8 protein-coding genes are annotated in these 24657 nt (G+C 27.7%); 1 reads left to right on the forward strand and 7 read right to left on the reverse strand.

All coding sequences use genetic code 11. The features are described 5' to 3' along the window. On the forward strand, nt 1–410 hold a 410-nt coding region (locus KGF52_RS09610), incomplete at its 5' end, for a helix-turn-helix domain-containing protein (RefSeq protein ID WP_227840017.1). Between the two features lie 111 nt (nt 411–521). Here the strand turns inward: KGF52_RS09610 and KGF52_RS09615 are convergent. The 7 genes from KGF52_RS09615 to dnaJ form a co-directional block, all read right to left on the reverse strand. Then, nucleotides 522–1895, reverse strand: a complete 1374-nt coding sequence (locus KGF52_RS09615; protein ID WP_227840018.1) for an MFS transporter — start codon at nt 1893–1895, stop codon at nt 522–524. Nucleotides 1896–1927: 32 nt separating this feature from the next. After that, on the reverse strand, nt 1928–2863 hold the full coding sequence (locus tag KGF52_RS09620) for an ROK family protein (protein ID WP_227840019.1): 936 nt from the start codon (nt 2861–2863) through the stop codon (nt 1928–1930). A gap of 909 nt (nt 2864–3772) precedes the next feature. Further along, nucleotides 3773–5626 (reverse strand): hypothetical protein, encoded by a 1854-nt coding sequence (locus KGF52_RS09625; protein WP_227840020.1) that lies wholly within the window; start codon nt 5624–5626, stop codon nt 3773–3775. A gap of 21 nt (nt 5627–5647) precedes the next feature. Next, on the reverse strand, nt 5648–7225 hold the full coding sequence (locus tag KGF52_RS09630; RefSeq protein WP_227840021.1) for a cysteine desulfurase family protein: 1578 nt from the start codon (nt 7223–7225) through the stop codon (nt 5648–5650). Between the two features lie 69 nt (nt 7226–7294). Next, the gene (locus tag KGF52_RS09635; protein WP_227840022.1) at nt 7295–15604 is read right to left on the reverse strand and encodes a neuraminidase-like domain-containing protein; all 8310 of its coding nucleotides are present in this window, start codon (nt 15602–15604) and stop codon (nt 7295–7297) included. Nucleotides 15605–15628: 24 nt separating this feature from the next. Beyond that, nucleotides 15629–23059, reverse strand: coding sequence for a SpvB/TcaC N-terminal domain-containing protein (locus KGF52_RS09640; protein WP_227840023.1), 7431 nt, complete (start codon nt 23057–23059; stop codon nt 15629–15631). 399 nt (nt 23060–23458) lie between these two features. Beyond that, nucleotides 23459–24613: a molecular chaperone DnaJ gene (gene dnaJ / locus KGF52_RS09645; RefSeq protein WP_227432574.1), complete on the reverse strand. Its 1155-nt coding sequence runs from the start codon at nt 24611–24613 to the stop codon at nt 23459–23461. Nucleotides 24614–24657 lie beyond the last annotated feature (44 nt).

Below are 24657 nucleotides of genomic sequence, written 5' to 3' on the forward strand. Positions count from 1 at the left end.
ATCTTGGTGAGTTAGATAACAAATCTGATTTTAATTTTAGATTACAGTTATGCTCTGATTTACTATCTCATATTGTAAAAGATAATGCTAAAGATAAATTTTTAAATTTATTTGACCTTATTAGGTATAAAACTTTAGACTTAATTAACAAGGATGATGTACTTAATAGACTGATAGACTTCAATAAGATAAAATCTATTGATGAAGAGCTTCTATCTACAGGAATAAAATTTATAAATAATGACTTAAACATCTCTAAAACATCTAGTGATATGTTTTTACATAGAAATACACTGGTGTATAGGCTGGAAAAAATTAATGAAATACTCAACCTTGATTTAAAAAACTTTGAGAATGCAATGATTTTTTATCTAAGTGTAAAATCTTATTTTCTATATAAAAAAATTTAACTACTAAATTAAGCAGAAATTTTGTATATTAGTTCAAATTTCTGCTTAATTTTAATTCAAAATATTGTATACCTATAAAGTATTCTGTACTTCAAGTTTATGAATATCCAATCAGTCATATTTTGCAAATAGTATTTTTAAAATAAAATTCAATAAAAAACTTATTATACCTAAAATCACCATAACATATCCTAATATTTTAAATTGTCCTGATGTTATGGTTGCTTCAAATACCATTCCAAGTAATACAGTAGCAAAAATAGAACCTAAATAACGGCTAGTTTGAAACAGACCAGAGGCTGTACCTATGCTCTCAGGAGGACTTTCTTTAAACATTGAAGATTGTAATGCTACATTACCAATTCCATAACTAACACCTGCTAATGATAAAATAATTCCCTTACCTATTACTGGTATATAAACAAAAATTACTGAAAGAAGTACTGCACTAATCAACATAAAAATTGATGACATCATAAGAGGCAATCTAGTTCCAGATTTGTCTATCCATCTTCCAGTCAATGGAGATATAAATATACCTATACCAGACATGAACAACATAAATAGACCAGTTGCTTTTGCACTATAATGTAATGCATCTTGAAAATAACTAGGAAGACCAAAAAACAAAATATAATTAAAGAAATTTAATATAATAAACTGTAAGTAAACCTTTGACAATTTAGGGTTATTTACAAATAGTTTAATATCTATAAATGGTAATTTTGTTCTCAGCTCATGCCAAATAAAAAGACATATCAATATTACACCTAATACAAGTTGTTCTAAATTAAAAGACTCTTTCATAGATAGCAAGAATAGTAATAAAAAAATCATTGCAATTGAAAATAGAAGTATACCAATAATATCTAATCTTGATAAAACATTTTTTAAAGTCTCCTTTACACCTTTTTTCTCTTTTGCTTCTTTTGGAAATAAAAAATATCCTAAACATATAGAAACCATAACAATAGGTATATTTATGAGAAATATAGCATGCCATCCTCCTAAATCCAACAATAATCCCCCAAGTGTTGGACCTAATCCTGCTGTAGTTGAAGCAAAAATGGTTAGGACTGCTAAGGCAGAAGATTGTCTTTCCTTTATATTATTTTGTATAAGAGCAACTCCAGATGGATATAGGGTACTTGTTCCGATTGCCTGAATTACTCTTATAAAAATCAATATAAAGAATGATTGAACAAATGGTACTATAGATGCTGATAAAATTACAAGTATCAAACCACTCAAAAATAAGATTTTTCTACCTATTAAGTCCCCTATCTTACCTGAAACTGGTTGTGCAATAGCACTAGCTAAATAAAATGCTGAAACAATCCAAGATACAGTTGTAAAACTAATATGAAAATCATTTTGTATACTATGTAAAGCAAGTGAAATCATAGAAGAATTAAGAGGATTCAGCATAGTTCCTGAACCTATGGCTATCAAAAAAAGTGTTCTTCTAGTGTTTGTTTTGCCCATATATCACGCCTCCAATAAGCAATTCATTTCCCTTATAAAAAAGCAGCTCCTATAATCCCTGCGTCTGAACCTAAAGTTGCACATACAATTTTTGCTATATCTTCTTTTTTGTACAATACGAATTTTCTTACTAAATCTTCTATCCCATCAAGTATTATATCACTTGCTTTAGAAACTCCTCCTCCAATTGATATAATTTCTGGGTCTAATGTATTTATTGTATTTGCAAATGTTTTTGCTAAATAAGATTTAAATCTAGTTATTACTTCAATTGCAACTGTGTCGTTTTCTCTATATGCATCAAACACCATCTTTGCATCTATTTTTTCTAAATCTCTTTCTGCTAAATCTAAAATCATGCTTTTTCTACCTTCTTGTATAAGTTTTTGAGAATATTTTATAATGGCAGTTGCTGAACAAAAAGTTTCCACACAACCATTATTTCCACAATTGCAATCAAAATAGTTTTCTCCTATTACTTGATGACCTATTTCTGAACCTAATCCATGTGCTCCAGAAAAAACTTTTTGATTGATTACTATTCCTCCTCCTACTCCAGTTCCTAAAGTATATAAAACACCAACATCTGCACCTTTCATACTTCCAAACTTTGATTCTCCAAGTGCTGCTACTGTTGCATCATTTTCCCCATTAACTTCTACATTTGGAAACCTTCTTTTGAGTTCGTTCTTAAAATCTTTTCCATCCCATTTTAAGTTTACACAAGTTACTAACCCTTTTTTATTTATAAACCCAGGCACTCCAAATCCAATAGACTTTATCTCTTTCATATTTAGATTGTTTTCTTCTAACAGTTTATCAATCATTATTTTTATATCATCTAGTATTCCTTCAAAGCCCTTTTCAACCACAGTTTTACATTCTGTTCTAAAAAGTATCTTTCCTTGATTATCAACCACACCTGCTTGTATGCCTGTTCCTCCAATGTCTACACCTATATAATACATCTTTTTCACCTTTCTCTTTTAAATTTTATTAATATATATATTTTATCATGTCTATATTATATTAAAATGTAAAACCATGCAAATTTTTAATAATATCTTTAATACAAAACAAAAGCACCTTCCCATAGTATATTTTCACTATGAGAAGGTGTTTATTTTTATAAATTATTTCAATTTATTAGATGTCAAAACAAACTATATTTAAATTAATTATTTTAAACTCTTATCTTGACTTATTTTTTTGTACTAAACAATATTTTTGCAACTATATATCAACCAAATCTTAAATATATTTTTTACAAACATAAATTAGTTTTACATAACATAATAAGTTGCTTTTATTATTCACCAATCTATACTAAAAATCTTATACACATAATATATATATTTCTTTACATATACATATATTTGACTAAATACATATTTCTTTACATACATATCTAGCCTATTACCTAGCCATACATACATATTTCTTTACATATGCACATATCGAAAGCAATTTTTCACATAAATTTTTCTAACTAAATTATAAGCAAATATGAAATTTGCAAAAGTTTTAATTCTTACAAATAACTTTAAAACTTAGATGCTTTGGCTATACAATATGACTATTTTACTACCAAAATTTTAAGTCTAGGCAATTCCAATAATTATCCCAGCTTTTGAGTTTTTCCAGTACTTAATATAGCACTAAAAGCATCTAACTTTATTTCATAGATTATAATTGAGTTTTCTTCATCATTTGGCTGTGCCACATCCGTTCCCACTGGAATCACCCCTTTCTCTTATTTAATTACATTATAGCATATTATATATTTTAGGACAAGTATTTTTCAGAAAATTATATATATTCAATTTTTATTTTTTGTCTATCTTATAGCATGTTAATGTAATTAATATTTATATAATTTACTCTTTACATATATAAACAATAGAAGAATATTTTGAATCTAAGTCAGTCTTATATATAGATTTTAGATTTTTAACACTTATAGTATACTCTTTTCCAGATTCAAATTTAGTCTTTATATTCACTATAAAATCTCTTTTAGAATCTACTGTAATATCTTCTACTTGAACTACTGGGTCTATCAAGTAGTTCAATTCATCTTCTGCTAATACCTTATCAAGTGTCATATTAAAAGTAAGAGAAATTCCATCATTATTATTATCAACTGCTTCAAGTTTTAATTTTGGCTTTTCTACACCACCTGCACAAACTGGTAAACTTCCTCCTTGTATACCAGAAGCCATTGCGCTCAATCTACATTTTATAGATGGTTCTTCACAAACATTATATTCATTTCCTGTAGCATTTTCATCTGATATTAATCTACATAAATCTCCCAATTGCTCATATCCTCTAAGAGTTAAAGTCATCCATTGGTCACCAAACCATATTTTTCTACTTACAACACCAAACGAATAATAATCTGATGGTCCTGTCCCTGACATTTTATCACTATTTTGTGGTGCTCCTCCATAGAAACGACCTATCCCATGGCCAATTGCCATAGCAAGACCCTCAACATCTAAGTTTTCCATTCTAACTAATCCACCAGATACTAGGACAGTCTTTACTCCATATTCTTCAAATGCATATACATTTGGTTCTATTCTATCCCATTCTAAATGTATATTTATATCTGGATAAAATCCTTTAAATAGTTTTATTAAATATTGGATTGCATTTAAGCCCAATGTCATATGTATTGGAAATTGTGTGCCATTTTGGAATATATCATTTGCTTGTTCTCTTGTAAACAATGTATGTGCTGATGATATAGTTCCTTTATATCCAAACTTATATGGTGAAAACTTCTCATTAACAGCCACTTCTGGATTATCTTTTGTATTAAAAAGTAATACTCCTCTATCCTTTACAAGATGTTTACACTCTTTCATATGTTCTTCACTTCCTATAATAGGTAGATTATTGTAATTTTCAACTTTTAAACTATCCTCTAAATCTTCAAAGTGAAGTTGAAGTGTATAATCTCCACAAACTACTCCACCTGCAATAACTAAATGCTTATCAACACTTCCTTCAAAATTTATATCAGTCGTTATGTGATGGACTCCACCAGTATAATGACCTAAACTAGCAGTCAAAACAGGCACCTCATTTCCATCTTTATCAATTAGTACATCTCCTGGCTTCAATTTACCTGCTATAGTAAACTTTCCATTAGCAAGTAAAAATACATGGTCTGCAGTTACAATTAGTTCTCTTTTACCATTTTTTATTTTCTTTTCTAATTCATCTAAATTATCCTCATCTACAGAACGATATACTATATATACCATTGCAGGTTGTTCTCCACTTTCAGTACCTGTACTAAATTGTACTTTTACAGGCTCCCATATAAGATTTAACTTTTCTCCATCATTTTTTATAGAACCTCCTAAGACTCTATCACCATTTTTAATGTTTTGTACCTCTACTTCACCATCTGGTACCGAAATAAAAGTCCCATCTGCAAAGCATGAACAACAGCAACAACAATCTTCCAAGTTCCAGTTTTTATCCTGCATACGTTTAGCTATACAATCATCAATTAAATGTTCTGTTGATGATGGTAGTGTTTCTCCTGTTTTACTATTTCTACACATAACTACATGTACTGCTTGATATATTCCTTGGTCACCACACGAATCATGATATGCCTTTGAAGTAGAAAAATCCATACAATGCATTTCTAAACAAGCCTTTAATTTTTTTTGCTCTAAACGTCTTTTACATTCATTATAATCATAACCCATAGTAAAACACTCCTTATTATTTTAATTTTCTACTAATATTTCACTTCTTACTTCTTCATTATTTGATTTCAGTATATAAATAATTTTCTTAAGGTATTTAAATAGATATTCTAAATCCTCCTTACTTGTATTAAGTCCAAAACTAAATCGTATTGAAGCATAGTTTTTTGTGTCTGTTCCTATTGCTTCAAGTACATGAGAAGTTTTTATTCTTTTTGAACTACATGCAGACCCAGGAGATACACTTATACCTATATTATTTAAACTTCTTATAATTGCACTACTATCAAGAAGTGGAAATCCTATATTCAAATTATTTGGAAGTCTATTTTCAAGTAAGCCATTTACAATATAATCTGGTTCAATTTTTTCAATCTCTTCTAAGAAAAACTTTCGTAATTCTAAAAGTCTATTTGATTCATCATTCATTTCATTGTAAGCAAGTTTAGTTGCCATTCCTAAAGCCATTATATGACCTACATTTTCTGTACCAGCTCTAAGTCCATATTCTTGTCCTCCACCATGTATTATTGGAACTAAGCTTAATCCATTTTCTACATATATTCCACCAATGCCTTTTGGAGCATATATTTTATGTCCTGAAAATGTAAGAAGTGAAATTCCCCACTCCTTAGGTTTTAAAGGTATTTTACCAAAAGCTTGTATTGCATCCACCATGAAAGGTATATTATAATCTCTACATATATCTCCTATCTCCTTAATAGGATTTATTGTACCTATTTCATTATTTGCAGCCATTACTGATACAAGTATTGTATTTTCCTTTATAGAATTTTTTATATCTTCTGGTGATATCCTTCCCAATTTATCTACATCTATATAGGTTACCAAAAATCCAAGTGTTTCAAGATATTCCATAGTTCTAAGTACTGATGGATGCTCAATCTTAGTGGTTATAATATGACCTTTTTTATCCAAATGCTTAAACGCTATCCCTTTTATAGCCAAATTATTTGATTCAGAACCTGAGCCTGTAAAATATATTTCCTCTGTATCAACCATTAAACAGTCTGCTATTGTCTTTCTGGAACTATTCATAATATCGAAAGTATAATGTCCTTGTACTGTTGAACTACTTGGATTAGCATAGCCATAAACCCCATCATAATAATCTTTAAGCAATTTAACTATCTCATCACGAATATAAGTTGTTCCATTTGAATCTAAGTACACTTCTCTAAAATCATTTACTTTAATTTCAGCACATGGTTTACATGGTTTAGCTTCAGGATTTTTTTTCTTTTCTTCCTCTATATAAGAACCATACTTATCTTCATAATTTTTTTTATTATCTTCATATACAAAACTTATTTTAGATTCTTTAATTATGTTATCAAGTTTAGAAAATAATGTGCTATCTAAAAATTCTTTTTCAACTTCTTCATCTGTATAATCTAAAGCTGGATTCTTTATAAGATGTTCAAGAAAACTTTGAACATTTCTACATGCATGCAGATTATGTGCATATGTACTATCTTTTGCAATACTTAATAAAACTTGACTTGATATATTATCTTTTAACCCAAATAAATTTCTAAATTCTACACAATAGCTTTGTATATTTTTAATAATATCCATTTGTATTTGCCTTCTTTCTAATATGATTTAAAAAACATAATACTGACTAGATTTACCAATTTAATCAACTTAAAAAATTTTACTTTCATAGTCCAAAACCATTTCTATTCCATATAATTTCTTACCATCAATATGATTATTTTCTTTAAGAAGCTTCTTTAAATCCTTATCTTTTTTCATTTTTTCTAAATCTATTTTTATACTCCATTTGCCTTTAATATCATTCATATTTAAATTGATATTATTTACCATTCCAATATCTTTATTTAAATTTATTACAGTCTCTTTCATACCTAAATTTTCAATTGTTATAAAGTCTGATTTTATTGGTAAAACAATATCTTTTAATATATCTAACTTCATATATATAGCTTTAACATTAACTTCTCTAAAGAAACTAAGTTGGGATAATGAAATGTCAAAATTAAAACTCTGTAGTTCTTGATTATCACATTCATTTATAAACATATTCCATTCTGTAGAAAATATCTGTTGTAAAGGAAAATAAAGTCCGCCTACATATGGATAACTTTTAGATAACAATTCTATAACCTTTTCTTTTAAATTTGAATCCTCAAGAGCTGTATATTTTACATTGATTATTACATCTGATATACTATCAAAATTAAACCTATTCGTTTCTTTTAACATCTCAAGTTCCCAGCTAGAAACAACTCCTGTACCTTCAAATGGTAAGTATCTCTCATCATTAAAATTAAGCAAGAACATTCCACTATCATCAATACCTTTTGATATGGCAATTTTTTGATTAGGCAACCAATTTTCTCTAATACCTTCTTTTGGTTTATTGCCAATTTTATTATCCAACAGGTAAGTTACAACTTCCAATAAAGGTTTTGTAACAACACTATTGTTTTTCTGAACTAATGTAGCTTTAATATTTTGAAATGGACCAACCACCGCTGGCACAGATATAGATATACTCTTAATTTTTCGTAAATAATGTCCAGGGAAATCATAATCAAACATTTTTTCAGTCAATTCAAAACTACATTTTCCAGATGATTTGAGATTTAATAATGCTTCAGGACTAATCATTGCCAAAGATATAGTTTTTTCTACTTCTAGACCCCTCTTATTTTTATTATAATAGGATGTCTCCATCTGACTTAATGCTAATTGAAGTCCTTCACCTGCCAAGAGACCCTTTCTCATACTATCCCAATTGTTAAAATTTATAAATTTATCATCGCAACCAAATTCAAGTTGATAAGCTTTCTCAGCAACATGAGCCATGTTTAATCCAATTTGGTACATTTGCCAATATATTAAACTTATTCTACCTACCATCCAAGAATATAAATCTACATTATTAAATTTATTTTTTAGAATATTATAAACTTCATTACCCTGTAAAATTGTTTTCTTATGTATTTCAAGCTCTTGTTTTGCGCTCTGGACTTTTATTTTAAGAGTCTCAATCTGTTTTTTAATATTCTCAATTTCATAATTAGCTAATTCTTTGTTAAATGTCCAATCTTCTTCTCTTCTATTATATCCAGCCATTGTTAAAGAGCGTTGTGCTTCATAATTTGAGATAGATGCCCCTATTTCTGCTGCACCTGCCATTCCTTCTAATACAGCTCCTAACTGCTGTCCTCCATACGTCATGGCAAAAGGAGAACCTACTTGTGGAACTGCATATCCAATGCTTGAAGATGTTTTAAATAGATTTGCATAAACTTGGAAAAATAAGGCTACTCCCATTGCATCTAAATTTGTTTGTTCTTCTTCTGAAAGCCCATCTTTTATTGAATTCTCATAATATGTTTTCTTATGTTCTGCACTCTTAAGGGATTGATCCATTGACTTAATAGTTTCATTTAGCTCTTCTATTTGCTTCTCTTTTGTTACTGTAACCATATTTAAAATATTGTTTTCTTGTATTGAATGAAGCACTGCCATACTTTCTGCATCGTTTTTTTCAATTGTATTTAATAAACTTGTTCCAAGTTGACATATATGCCCTGCAAATTCCTTTGCTTTTTCAATTAGAAATGAAAAACGATAATTAGAAAATTCTATATCTAGTGATTCTGCTAATGAATTTACATTATTGATTGAACTTGCAGCCCTAGAAAGTAATTCTGGTGAAATTGGTGGTTGATATAACTCCAATAATCTCTTTTCACCTTTAATATTCATTGAATGTCTAATCTTATTTAATCTATCATCCACTATATCCCAAAGTTTTATAAGTTCCTCATTTTCTGGTATTCCAAAATAAACATCTATATTATTAAACCCTAAATCAACTTGTATATCTGAATTTATATTAGATATATGATTTTCAAGGTCTATCAGAAATTGAGGTATACCACCTGGACAATCTTTATATTTTGTCTGTATAGACTTAAATGTTTCTACATTTTTTTTGTCATGTCTACCTAAATTAACTGGTCTTTCTCCCAATAAGCTTGATGCTAATATATAAAGCATCGTTGCAGAAGTTATAGATTCCCATGTATCTTGCATAAATTGTTTATCAGCCCACTCTATTATATTTTCTATATATTGAATCACAGTGTACTTTTCATATGCTCCCATTCTTAGTCTAGCAATAGCATGTGGGTTAAATGGGTCATTATTATAAACTTTCATTGCAGGATTACTGTCATCTAAAGTATCTATAAATTCATCTAAAACATGAGTACGAAATGGTTGGAAATTCCAATAACAACTTGATGGTGTAGCTAAAAGCTTATTCATCAATATATTTCTTACCATGATTATCATTTCATTATTTAAACTGCATTCCGTTAAAAAACTAAGTTCTGTATTTAATTTAAATTCTGGGTTTACTCTTCCATTATCATCAATAATAGGATATGCTGGATTACCTATTTTTTTAGTCTTTAAAACTGATAGTATATCTTCAGACATTTTATCAGTTATTATATGCTCAGTTTCTTTTGAAAAAGTATCTTTAACTATTTTTGTTTCTGGATTTGTTGGATTAAATACATATTGATACCATCTTTGAGCTTGAGCATAATTTTGATTATTTCTCAGATTATGAGCTAATAACATCGGTGCATGATAAAAAAGTTCCCAATAGTATTCACCATAAAGCCCATCAAAATCTACCTGTACACCATCAATTGCACTTGGATAGTTTATATAATTTTTGTTTGCTTCAAATCTATCGAAAGGTAAAACAGGAACAACTGGTATATTTTGAGAATTAGTACTAAGAAGCATATCAATTCCACCTATAAATATACGTTTTTGTAATATTTTTGTTGCACCTGTTGACAGTCTAGTTATATTAAATTTATATTTAGATAGGTCTGACATATTCTTATCTTCATATAAATTTTCATATTTAAGTGTTACTGGTACAGGTGAATGAACTAGTTTTTCATAAATATCATAAATCTGATTTACTTTAATAGTACCTTTCTCTATTTGATTTTTTAGAATCAACTTAACATCTGGATATGTTAAATTATTTCCATCTGCTCTACCATGTGAATCTATAATTTTATAATACTCAAAAGTATTGTAAATAGTTTCTGATACACTCTTACTAATATCCTTATTTACAAAACTATATTTATTTACTATTGGAAAATTCATCAACATCCTATAGATAGATTTTTTTGTTGTGTCATCCAACTGAGCATTACTCAATATTATTTCTATTATGTTGTAATCTATATTCGAAACTTTAACTATATTATTTTCATCCAATAACCCATAATTTTTCAAAAGTTTTATACATTTTATTGATTTATCATAGTTAAGACCAAGTGATAAAAAAGAACTTACACTTGCTGGTGGTCTTGTAATTATTAGCCCCTCTGATAACATGCTAAACCTTGGAACTGAAATTTTATCTGAAGTAATTTTATCCTCTGGAGAAATCATAAATGTTTCATCTACATTGTCAAATACAAAAGAACCAACTTGGTTATATATAGGCATAACAGAAATATCCTTTTGATTTATATTATTAAATATATTTAAACCACTAACATGGCTAAACAATACTTTTTGTATATCTAAAAGTTGATTAGGACTAATTTCTTTTGATGCAATCCTATTTATAAGCACTATTTCCAAATCTAATGTACTGAGATTTGATTTTAATATCTTACCATTATCATCAATTATCTTATTTGTTTTTAAATCATTAAAAATCTGACTTGATAAACTAAATTCAATTGTATCTGATGTAAAAGAATCTGATTCAATAAAGCTTTCCTCTATTTGATGCGATAAGTCTTTCATGTCGGATAGATAATTATCATAAATTACACTTTGAGAATAAACAATCCCAAGCTTATTATTAAATTTATCTATAATAGGTTTATAAGGTATTTGATATTTATTTTGTGAATATCTATCAACCAATAAAAATTCATTTTTTAATAATAGTGGTTCATTGTTCATATTCATATTGAATGAATATTGATTTTGAATAGGCAAGTAACCTGTATTATTTGCTAAAACCAATCTATTAAAACTTTCACCTATTTCACTTAACTTGGATTCAAAACAATACTTATTTGTACCATCATCATTGATTTGCTTTATTTCAATTACCTTTCCAGATTGATTTGCAAATGGTCCATAAAGTATATTTATACGCTCAAAATCCTTTGATTTTTTATCAAACGCTTTAAAATTAGATGCATTAACTGAAAATGCATTTACTTTAAGCCAAGGAATACTATCCATTTCAAAAATATTTTTAAAAGGCAGTTGATTTTTTATTGAATCCTTGTCAGAGTAATCAGTGTAATATACCAAATCTTCTGATAATATATTTTGAGGATTTACCCACTTCTGTTGAATATTTAAAAACGAATAGTACATATCCATTTTAAATGTTTTGCTATTATTAGATTTACTTACTGAGCCCACCACATCTATGGATGTACTTTGATTTTCTTTTAATTCCACCCAGAATATGAATAGTTTGTTAAATGCAAATACTGGAGTTATATAGTGTGAATTTATTGCTAAATCTATTTTTTTCCATTCAGTCCAAGGCATCCCCTCTTCTTGATAACAATAATAATATATATATGGTTGTTGACTTGTTCGTCCAAATAAAAATAAGGTACAAACATCTCCACGCATTGAATCTTTATATGTACAACGATATGAACTTGCTATAGTCAATTTTGATATATTTGAAAATTCTTCTATATAATCATTATAAATTGTCTCTATATATGCATCTGTTATTTCAGATTGAGATAATGCACTTTCTAACTTATTAAATATTTCTGACTTTGTATGTCTTATTGATGGTAATAAATAGTTTTCTGGATATACAAAAATTTTTCTATTCGCTTCCCACATTCTATAATTCATAATCCAGGACCACCAAGATTCAGGTATATTTAGTGACTCTACTCCTTTTTCCATTTTTAATCTGCATCTTTGCAGATAAAGTTGAGTAGCATTTAATGCTTCTACTATATAAGAAATCTGCGTAGAATCATCCATTTCTACATCAATTAATAAATACTTATAGACATCATTTGATGTTTTAATATCTGCAAACTTTTTATTGAGAGTATACAAAGTGATACTAAGCAAAATATCTCGTTTAGAACCTTCTATAATTGCTTGTAATTTTGTATTTATCGATTTCCATTCTTCTATACTGTATATCCCTTTTACTTTTTGTACTACCATATTCGAAATGTCAACATATTTAGTCCAATTTTTTTCTTCATCCAAACCTGATAATGTAAGAATATGGTCTATAAATGCATTATCAGACTTTAATTTATTAATTATGTCAAAACAGCTTTTTAGTTTTTTTATCAAAATCACTAAATTTTGTTCTTTTGAAAATTGCTTAGATATTAAATCATCTATTTGAGATTTATTCCAATTAGTTGCTATTGACAGATATTTTGTACTATTTGTTTCTTTTTTTGCGCTTGATTCAATAAAATTAAGCATGTCATAATCTACATCATCAAAAGTATATAAATACTCATTAATCAAATAAAAATTCATAATATTATCTATAGAATACAACTTAAAATCATTTTGGAAACCATAATAGTTCGGATACTTAATAATACTTTCAACAAGCTTATAATCTGGTGCTATTTTAGTTACTAAGTTAATCCATCTTGAACAACATCTTAATACATCTATAACATAAAACTTATATTTCTCAGGGTTAGAATAGTTTATAAATGCTTCTGTCCAATATTTTATACCCTCAGGTAAAACAATTGACTTTTTAAACACAATCACTAAATATTTTAATAACTCTTTTTCTGTACCTAGATAAGCAGACATCATTTCTATAATTTCATTTTCTATATCTAGACTTGAATCTTTTTTTATGCTCATACATAATGACTTTAACCAATTATCAATACTATCTTCTTTGAATATTTGCTTTACATACTGACTTTCTTCTCCATTTATAAAATAGTTAAAGTCGTATATGTTGATTTTAGAATTTTCTATAAAACTTACAACATTTTTAATGCAATAAATATCATCAATAGAAAAAACTTTTTTAGTATCTAAGTGGCATAGCTTAAGCAATATTATATAGGTTTCAATTTTCATTTTAAATTTTCTTGCAAGTAATGAGTGTCTATATAAAGCTGATAAATTATCTACAGTTAATTCTATATCTTCCTTTAAATCTATGTTTGCATTTTCTTTAAAAATTGTGATAGCTAAAAAATTTAAATCTTCAATTGACATAATTAAGCTACTGGAAAGCCATCTTGAAATTTTAATATTATTTTCATCAATTTTAGCAGGATTCCAAAGTTTTAAATTGTCTATATATAGAGGGTTTAGTTTATTGTTTTTAGGATGATATGTAGACTCAGTTTTTTTAGTTTTACAATTATTATATATGACATCAAAAGGTACTTTTGACTTTAATAAGTCATTGCCTTCTCCATATGTTTTTATTGGAGCAATAAGTGCACATAAATCTATTACATCAAGTTTCATATCTCTTGATAATTTTAATAAACGGGATATATCTGTAATAGTTTTTTTTGATATTTCTATATTTTTATCATAATAATGAATTGAGTTTATCATCCAGTCTAAATCCATAAAATTTAAAGAAGTTGCTTTACTTAGTCTTACAAATCTATTTAATCTATCAAGAACATCATTATCGATGTTTTTAATTGAATTTGATAGATTATTATTTTTATTTTCCTTATTGTCATCAATATACAAATATTTTTTGTCTAAAAGACCTTGATTTATATAAAAATTATGTGCTATATTATTATCTTTTTCGTTCTGTGAAACATTTTGCATTAGTAATTCTTCAAGTTGATTATATTTTAATTGTGTTACTTTTAGTAATGTTTGTGTATTATTTAATTCTGCTAATTTAGCTTTATCACTCATACCATAATAGTTTGCTAATTGATTATCATCTTTAAAACTCTGTGTTAAAATATTATACTGTTTTAATGAAATACCTAACCTTTCTCTCTCAACTTCGTTTTGTTCTATATCCCAAGTTTCATATATGTCACTCAAATTTAAATTTTCTTGATTTAGATATACTCTTATCTGCTCCAAGTTTAAATTAAATGGGAGATTAAATGGATACACAGTTTTTGTAGCAAGAACCTCAAATATACTAGTGTCTTTTGTACTAAATAAAGTTTTAATAAAATCATACAAACGTTCATTTACTATTTTTAGATATGGAACAAGATTATTTGCATTTTCACATGTAAGAGGTATCTCTTGTAAATCAGGTCTTCTATAATTTAAACTCAGGTCTTTATCAATAGTATGTTCATTTGGTTTAGTTATATATTTATCTATTATTCTCATTAAATCTACAAAATACGCAGCAGGTCCAAATATTGATTTACAATCTTCACAATCACAAAAATCTAAATTTCCGAACATCTCTTGGTAACTAGGTAATTTTTCAAAATATCTAATTGTATCATCACCTATTGTATTTACTTTGAGATTTCTAAAATATGGAGATGCAACTGTTGTTTTTATATTTACTAAGAGATTCATTACTTTATTATGTATTGATATTGCATTTTTATAAATTTTCCTAGCAGTTTCTTTGCTTATTTCTAGTTTAGTTGAATATGTATTAACAAAATACTCTTCTTCCATACTTGCAATTTGTTGAGCTGATATTAAATCATTTTCAATTAACTTTGAATGTATACCTTCTGACGCATGTAATTGATGTAATCTTTTTTGTATCATAAGGTTTTTTAAAACCACTTCTTTATTAACTCCATCTAAATTTAATTTATCTAAAGTTTCTTTTTTATGTAACTCAATATCCGATAATTCAAAATCTGGATTATTACCATAAAAAACATGGAGTTGCTCTTTTTGTGTTAGCTTGTCTTTATCCATAATATTCTCCTTTCTAAATTTATATTATACACTTAAAGCTTTTAATTTATCACCAACCTTAGTAGCAACAAAGTTAAGAAAGAATGGAACTAATATTACAGAGGCAGCATATCCTACTTTTTCAAGTGTACTTAAAATCTTTCCATATCCTTTAACAACTTTACTTTCATACCAAGTGTTCCACCACCTACTATTACTTATCCATGGAGCTTCAACTTCTCTACCTTCTTTATAAAATTTTATGTGTTGCATAAAATTTGCATCATTACGTCGTTTATATATAAATCTAAGCTCTCTTTCTGTATAGCTTCTTTCTTCATGAGTATTGTAGCATACACTTCTTATATTCAATCCATCTAACACAAACCTTATAGTTTTTCCTGATGCAGCAGTAAACAACATTCCTGCTTTACACCCAGATATGATTCTTCTTTTTATTGAAGTAGGTCTATTATCTCTAGGTAATTTACTTCCTGAAAAATTGCGCTCTAGAAAATTCCTAAATCTAAATACAACAGGAGTTCCTATAGTCATTCCATTAATTGCTACTTTACCTTGACCATAAGTCTCACCTCTTTGCACTCCCAAAAATAAGTTATTCATATTGTCCACTACTATAGGTCCTACACCTAAAGGGCTACGTCCATTAGCAGCTCTAACTTCATTCATATAAATATCTTTAGACCTTGATTCATGCAATCCATACAGTAAATCTTCTCTTTCAAAGGTAAAATTATCACCTATATCCATTCCAAAATCATCACTATATTTAATAGGATTATTTATAGTAAATGTGTATAAATTTAAACCATTCACTTTACCAGCAGGGTCAGCTGAAACCCATCTGCCAATATGAGACGCATAATACCTTTCCCCATAATAATATAGTCCTGTCGATAAATCTCTCTCTTTTGCTGAATACCTGTATTCCTTTAGATTAACTTCTCTATCATCTTCTCCTAAAATCAGAGCTGTTCCACCATATGGATAGTATTCCTCATAAGTTATTAGTTCTGCATTTTCATTTACCTCTACACAATATGAGCCATTACTATTATCTAACTGATATTTAAAAAAGTACTTATTAGTATTTTTAGTTTCTCGTTGTCTTTCATCAATATTCCAGAAATAGATCATTGATATACATTTCTTATCATCCATTACCTTTATAGATTTTCTACTTAAAATTATAGTTTCATTTTTATTATTTATCCTCTTTATCTTTTTAATTTCAAAGTTACCAATATAAAATTTTTCTTCTATCTCAAAAATATTTGTATTTATCTTTCTTTCGCTAACTTTTCTTACACGTTGACCCTTTGCATCATATATATAATAATCACTATCACATATTTCATTTTCTCTAGTTAAAGTATCTACATGAGATATATTATTTTTGTAATTCCAGCAAATTTGAGAAATAGTTTCTAAGTTTCTCATATTACCATTTTCATCAAAATTAGTTTCATAATATAATTCATCTTTATTTCCATACTTAATGCCACGAGAATGATTTGATTTTTTATCAATATCAATAGATTTAATCCATGTTAAACTATCTGATATATGCTTTATAGATACTAAATTTTCTGAATCATCATATCCGTACATCTCTCTATAATTTTCAATTTTTTCACTATCATTTATATGTAATGTTCCTAATTTAATGTATTTTGAATTTCCAAAGCCACAACCTGATTTATCTGCAATAACACCTGAATGTTTCCTCCCAGTTGCATTAATTAATTGATACATAGCATCGTATGTGTACTCCATTACAGGACTTATTTGTTTTTTGCTTTTTAATATTGCTTCCAAAGAACTATCTATTATAGTCATAACATTTCCACATGGGTCAAATATATATTTTAACTCTTGAAATGTGCTTATCTCATTACCTTTATCTGCCTCATTTTTATTTATTGTCCTTATGGACTTAATTCCTCTCAACCTATAATCTATATCATCGTAAGTATACTGAGTAATTAAACCATTATTCATATAAATCTTAGTTCTTTGCTTATTTGCATTGTACTCTATATCTTTTATAAAATTGTATTCTTTGTTTTCTTCAGATAAAAATACATCTACACCATTTAATAGACCTAATTGATTATACTTGGCTTTATAGATACTTAAATCTGGTGTAATTTCTATTTTTAATCTTTCAAGTGCATCATACTTATATTTAGTATGAAATACTTCTTCTTCAAGCTGAACACTACTTATTTTATCCCAATTAATTTCATTCTTATAATCGGAAGCAAACTGTCTACTAACACTAATAGCCTTACCATTCAAATCATAAATATCTGAGATAGCTATACCTGCGCTATCATAATGTTTATAAATTTTGCCTATTAGGTTTCTACTTTTCACCTTTTTAATATCTTGATTATAAAATTCTCCATAAACATACTTTTCTACAGTTTGATTTATGTTTAGACCACTTTCACATCTTCCATCAACATAAATTTCTTTAATTCTTTGTAGATTATCATAATGTATTTTTTTATGAAAACCTCTTAAGTCCCATAAATGTACAGGCTTATTATACATATTTAATAGGTTTAACTTTATACCTGCATCTGCACTTTCTACATAAATTTCATTACCTTTCATATCATAAAAATACTTAAAATTACAAAAATCTGTTTTTTCACTAATGTTTGAATAATACAATCTTGCATCTACACTACGCTTAATCTTACCAGTTACATCTATATCATTAAACGTTGTTAGACAACTCTTTTTCATAAAATCTATTAACTCATTACTGCAACTTTCATATTTCTCATCTATCTCTAATTTAAAATTACTACTATATGGTTGAAATTTTTCAGATACCCATCCACTTAAAATTTTGTTTTCTTGAATCTTGCTTGGTTTTATATATTCCTTATCCAAAAGCTCATTCCATATATCATCTACACTTATACCTCTTTTACAAGCTATCTCTTTAAATGAATCCTTATAAACTTCACCTAGATTATCCCTTATAAATAGATATTGATTTCCTATATTATCAAATACTTTTTTTTCAGGGGTATTATAAAATTTACTAGCTTTTAAAAGTGCTTTTTTCTCATATCCTTGTTCTACAGTAGGATTTTCAGGATAATTATTTATATATTCATTGAAATAATCTGAATCTATTAAGGTGTCATTTTCATCATAGTGAACTTCCTCCCATGGAGAATACTTAACTTTAGTAAATACATTCTTTACTATAGAACATTTTGATGGTATACCTTTAGCTTTTTCAATCTTCACAACCCTAAGAATTGAATCATAATAAATAACTTCTGATGCAGTTAATATATTATCTAGATATTTTTGTTGTTCATATTCAGAAGTTGATGAAAAATATGGCTTAAACTGCTTTATAGGTTTTCCCTTATTGTTGTACACTACTCTTCCAGACACTTGCCAACATTCATCTACATACCCAGTTGATACTTCTCCTAACTTGTTATATATAAGATTTCCTTTGTTATATAAGATTGCTTTTCCTGAATCAACTTTAGTTTTTTGTTCTATATTTCTACCAAAACCATCTGAAAAACCTATATTAATTTGAACCTTATCTTCTTCCTTAGTTTGAATCTCACTTAAATAATTCTCTCTTACAAGTTGAATAAAACAAGCTGGTTTTTTATTATCACTCCATTCCCACAAATCATAAAAGAAAAATTCAGATGCCATTTGTAAATATTTTTGATTATTTTTTATAACATCTTTAAACGTAGCATTCTCTAAATATTTATATATATCTAAATCTCCGTTTCCCTGAAAACTTTCGTCAACAATACCATAGTTAGATTTTGCAATTACCATTGCTAATGGATCAAAAATAACTTGATATATATTACCATTTATATCTTTCAATTGTTTTGGTAAAGTAGTTATATAGTCAATTATAAACTCTGATTCATTTGATATTTGCTCAGACAAATATTCTCCTATTTTAATTGGAAATAATCTATATTCATCATACTCAATATATTTTTTACAATATAATTTTGAATCTTTTTCTATAAATAAATTTTCATTTGATATAGGCATAAAAAATCCATTTTCTTCTCTAGTAAAATAACTTTGAACAAGCCCTCTATTCCACCAATAATTTTCTTTTTTGATATAACCACAATCTTGAACTAATATATTATCATTTACCCTATCCGCAAATATATCATTTACTAAAGTTTCTGGCATAACAGCAAATTCCTGATGATGAAGTAACGCTTTATCAGTTATCTTTCCTAAATCCAGTAAATTATCCTGATGCTCATTCCAAAAATATTTTCTATCACAAGAAATACATCTAGCTTGTACTCTTCCTTTTTTGAAACTTTCATTGTAATTTACTACATTACAAAAAGATTCATTTGTCATTGTTTTGATTTCATCATATGAAAAATAGATTTTTCCATTTAATGATACTTCTCCTATCTCAAATAAACTATGTTCATATGCAATTCCAATTAAATTAAAATCTTCAGTTTCATTTATAAATTTTGTACATTCTGCTGTTATATTAAGGTTGTATTGTTTACTATAAACACTATTTTGGTTTATTATTTTAAACCTTCTTGGGTAATATACTTCACAAGATTTTTCTATATTACCAAACTTATCTACATCTAATATAAATTTGTGTGCTATGCGTGGGTCTTTTACTAATCTTTCATAATTGTATGTTATACACTCAGTTGGATGAGAATAAAACACACCAAAATTATTTTCTATTTTATCTTGAAGCTTTACTATCTTAAAGTTAGTTTCAGACACAGTATATGGTATATCTAAAGTTTCTATATCACTATCTAATCCATAAGTTTCTTCACGCAAAATTTTTCCAGCTAAAGAGATATATGCCTCTCTCAGTTCTTCTGAATCTTTTTTGTCAATAGAACTATCTAATATAATATCTGGTAGTACATAGGCATCCAAATCTTCAGAAAAAAATTCTTCTTCATTAAGTTTAGATATATTTTCTAATTGAGCACAACACCCTGTATGATACCATTTTTTTATATAAGTAGTAGGTACTATGAGTGGATTTTCTAGACTTGAATTAATCTTTTCTGAGTTCCAATTTTCAACAAACCCAAATCCTCTAAACTTTCGTTCCACATAATCATAATAACCAGAATGATATTTGTAATATTCTGTAAATTTAGATTCTGAAATCTCATCAATAAACTCTATCTTTTCCACTACATGTAGTGGAAATGGTAACTTTGTCTGCCATTCTTTACCTAAAACCCTATCTTCAAGATAAAACTTTACAGAACTAGAATAAGTTATATTTGTCAACATACCTAAAGAATTATCTATATTAGTTAATAAATATGGCTTTGAGTTATTTGTAAAATCATAAACATAGTGCTTTATTATTTCTCCTACCTTTGTAAATATCATACAAGAAGCTCCATTTCCATTTACATCTTCAAAGTTTATTTGGTCAAACTTTGAGTAATTCTCTGGTAATGGTATTGATATTGCATCACTAAATCTATTACCACTTAAATTTAGATATATATCTACTCTATCTAAATATACATAACATATATCCATAGTTCCCGAACCATCAATATCTGCAAAATGAATTCTTGATATATCCAAATCTTCATCAAACTTTGGTGCATTTCTCAACAATATTTTTTCTCCAAAATTACCATGACCACAATTTGGCCAACATTCAAAACATCCATTTCGGACTCTAATTCTATGAGAAAGACCGTCTCCAAATACATTACCAAATCCAATAAATTCATTTATGTTTTCACTATTCTTATATGGAAATTCTCCTGAACTTATTCTATTTCCAAAATCAATTCTATTTGCTCTACTAAAACCACTTTTTTTAATAGATGAATACACATTTAGGTAATCATCTCCAAATATAGCAATATCTATTAGTCCTCTTCCATTTATATCAACCATTTCTTTTCTACTGCTTCTTGTAAATTCCATAGGAAAATATTCAAAATCCATATATTGTTTCCAATCTCCATTACTTTCACACTCATAAAATCCTGCTCTTTCTGTTTTTGAAACAATAAAGTTCAATTTGCCATTACCTTCAAGACTCATTAAAAAATAATTAGAGGAAGTTAAATCTTTTTCAATAGGAAACTTAATTGGTTTTTCTAAAAAGCCATATTTTCCATCTCCTTCTGCTCTCCAAAAAAATGTAGACTCTTCATTGCTCATTAAAATTCCCGGTAAACCATCACCATAAATATCTATAAAATTAAACTCAGTTTTTTGTAAATATCCTTGTAAATTAGAATCATCTTTTGTTTTTAATAAATTGAATTTTTTATTATTTGGATTAAAACTAGAATATCCTAACTTTATTGGAGGCATAGATTTTAAAAAATAACTATTATCTTTATTCCTTCTGTATCCTTTCAGTTGAACTTCTGATAGCATAGACATTTGCAGTGTTTCTTCATATTTTAAATTAGTTACATTTACAAGGCATGGTATCTCTCCAAGTTCATTTTCAAATTTATGAAACATTAATATATTTCTACAAAGCCTAGAAATTCTTATTTCAAATCCACTTCTATATGACGAAAAAGAATCTTTTCTCACTTTCCACATATTTGTATATACATATGGATTCGACTGACTCGTTTTTAATAAAGTATCTTCTAATTCATATTCACCATAATCAAAGAGCACTTCAAAGGCCCATTTTTCTTTTTTTTGTTTATCAAAATAGTTCCCATATCTTATTTTATGTATATATTTATATGAATCAAATCTTCTATCTACATAATTAGATTTATCTATTATATTTTCATTATTTTCTTGTTTATAAATATACTCAATTTTATTTCCTTTTGAATCAAAACTTTCTTCAATAAGCCACATAAATATTTGACTATCATTGTTTGGATTTGCAACTTTTGAATTTAAAGACTTGCCATAGATTGATGTAATGTTATCTTTTGTAGTAATTTTCCAATAAGAACTCTCTTTACTCTTCCAATATTCTATTCTTGAAAAGTCTCCTTCTACTCTAGGTAAATATGAAGTCACTTCCCATGAGGAATTTAAATTTTTTGATTTCTTCATTTGTTTTCTATTATCACATGTTTTTACAAGTTCTGATGAATTAGATAATATAAACTTGTCCAAAATATCCTCATATGTAGGCACACCCTTCTCCGTATTTCTAGATATATAAGGCAATGAAATAGAAAATCCTAATCCAAATGGACCATTCCCAGCACCAGAGTTATAATTTAAAGAAATATCTGGTTCAAAACCTCGACCTTTTGAAGTTTTTATTGGTATAGAAAAATTTCCAACTCCTGTAAATGGATTTGAACTAAAAGTCTCACCCATACCTTTTATTGCGCCACCACCTTTAGGCATAGATACTTCACCTATAGAAATTGTTCCATTGTTAAACACACCTTTATTATTACTTTCCATATGATTAACACCGCCTATAATTTCATTAGATTTTCTTTTTATATCTTTTTTTCTAAATTTTCTGATAAATTATACTATAAATTATATAGATATTTAAAAGAATATTCAACAATTTATGCGTAACTGGTCGTCTAAAATGTACATTTGGTCAAAACAATTATTTTATAAAAAAAAGTTATATAGTTAATACCTGTCACAAAGCTCATGTTAAAGAATATAAGTATTTTTGTCATCAACTACATTATAATGGTGAGTATTATAAAGAAATTATTTATACATATTTTACATACTCAAAATTAAAAATAGCCAATATAAAAATCATATTATATTAATTCAAAATCTTATAACTAAATAATTTAGATTCTAAAGAATATGATTACATTATATTGGCTATTTTAACTACTTTTTCTTAAACATATCTTCTATTTTCTGTCCGAATGTTTTTTTCTTTTCGTGGACGTTCGACCCGCACTCCTTCGCAAATTCTCTTAATAGATCTTTTTGCTTATCATTTAATTTTTTAGGAATCTCGACTACAACTTTAACATATTGGTCTCCTCTTGAATTACCTCTAATTCTAGGAATTCCTTTTTCTTTAAGTCTAAATACAGTTCCAGTTTGTGTTCCTTCTGGCACACTATACTTAACTTTTCCATCCAAAGTAGGTACTTCTATCTCATCACCTAAAGTTGCTTGAACAAATGTAATTGGCATCTCAAAGTAAATATCATTTCCATCTCTAGTAAACAGTGGATGAGATTTTACATTAACTACAATGTATAAATCTCCTCTTGGAGCACCTTTTTCTCCTACTTCACCTTGACCAGCAAGTTTTATCATTTGACCATCATCTATACCTGCAGGTATATCTACTTCTATAGTCTTAACTTTTCTTGTATTTCCAGTTCCATGACATTTGCTACAAGGAGATTCAATTACTTCTCCAGTCCCATTACAAGTACTACAAGGTCTTGAGCTTGCTATATTTCCAAATGGAGTTCTTTGAACAGTTCTAACTTGACCAGTTCCATTACAAGTTGAACAAGTTTTCTTTGATGTTCCTGGTTTTGCTCCAGTTCCATCACACTCATCACATTCTTCACTTCTATTCAACTTTATAGACATTTTTTTACCAAATGCAGCTTCTTCAAAAGATATAGTAACATTTTGTCTTATATCTGCACCACGTTGAGGACCTCTTCTTCTTTGTCTTCCACCTCCGAAGCCCCCTCCGAACATGTCGCCAAATATATCTCCAAACATATCTTCAAATCCACCAAAGCCTTGGCCATTAAATCCACCTTGGCCTCCAAAGCCTCCTTGACCATTTAGCCCATCATGTCCAAATTGGTCATAAGTCTTTCTCTTTGTATCATCTGAAAGTACTTCATAAGCTTCATTTATTTCTTTAAACTTTTCCTCAGCCTCTTCATCACCAGGGTTTCTATCTGGATGGTACTTCATTGCTAACTTTCTGTAAGCTTTTTTTATCTCTTGAGCTTCTGCACCTTTACTGATACCTAAGACTTCATAATAATCCCTTTTTGTACTCAAAAATTGACACCACCTTCATTTTACAAAATGATAGCTTGTAGAAT

The organism is Clostridioides sp. ZZV15-6597, from assembly GCF_020657815.1.
In the GTDB taxonomy this organism is placed as follows: domain Bacteria; phylum Bacillota; class Clostridia; order Peptostreptococcales; family Peptostreptococcaceae; genus Clostridioides.

Bases quoted from the DNA above. Each gene is read 5' to 3' on its own strand.
- KGF52_RS09615 (WP_227840018.1), bottom strand. From the start codon at position 1,895: ATGGGCAAAACAAACACTAGAAGAACACTTTTTTTGATAGCCATAGGT.
- KGF52_RS09620 (WP_227840019.1), bottom strand. From the start codon at position 2,863: ATGTATTATATAGGTGTAGACATTGGAGGAACAGGCATACAAGCAGGT.
- KGF52_RS09625 (WP_227840020.1), bottom strand. From the start codon at position 5,626: ATGGGTTATGATTATAATGAATGTAAAAGACGTTTAGAGCAAAAAAAA.
- KGF52_RS09630 (WP_227840021.1), bottom strand. From the start codon at position 7,225: ATGGATATTATTAAAAATATACAAAGCTATTGTGTAGAATTTAGAAAT.
- KGF52_RS09635 (WP_227840022.1), bottom strand. From the start codon at position 15,604: ATGGATAAAGACAAGCTAACACAAAAAGAGCAACTCCATGTTTTTTAT.
- KGF52_RS09640 (WP_227840023.1), bottom strand. From the start codon at position 23,059: ATGGAAAGTAATAATAAAGGTGTGTTTAACAATGGAACAATTTCTATA.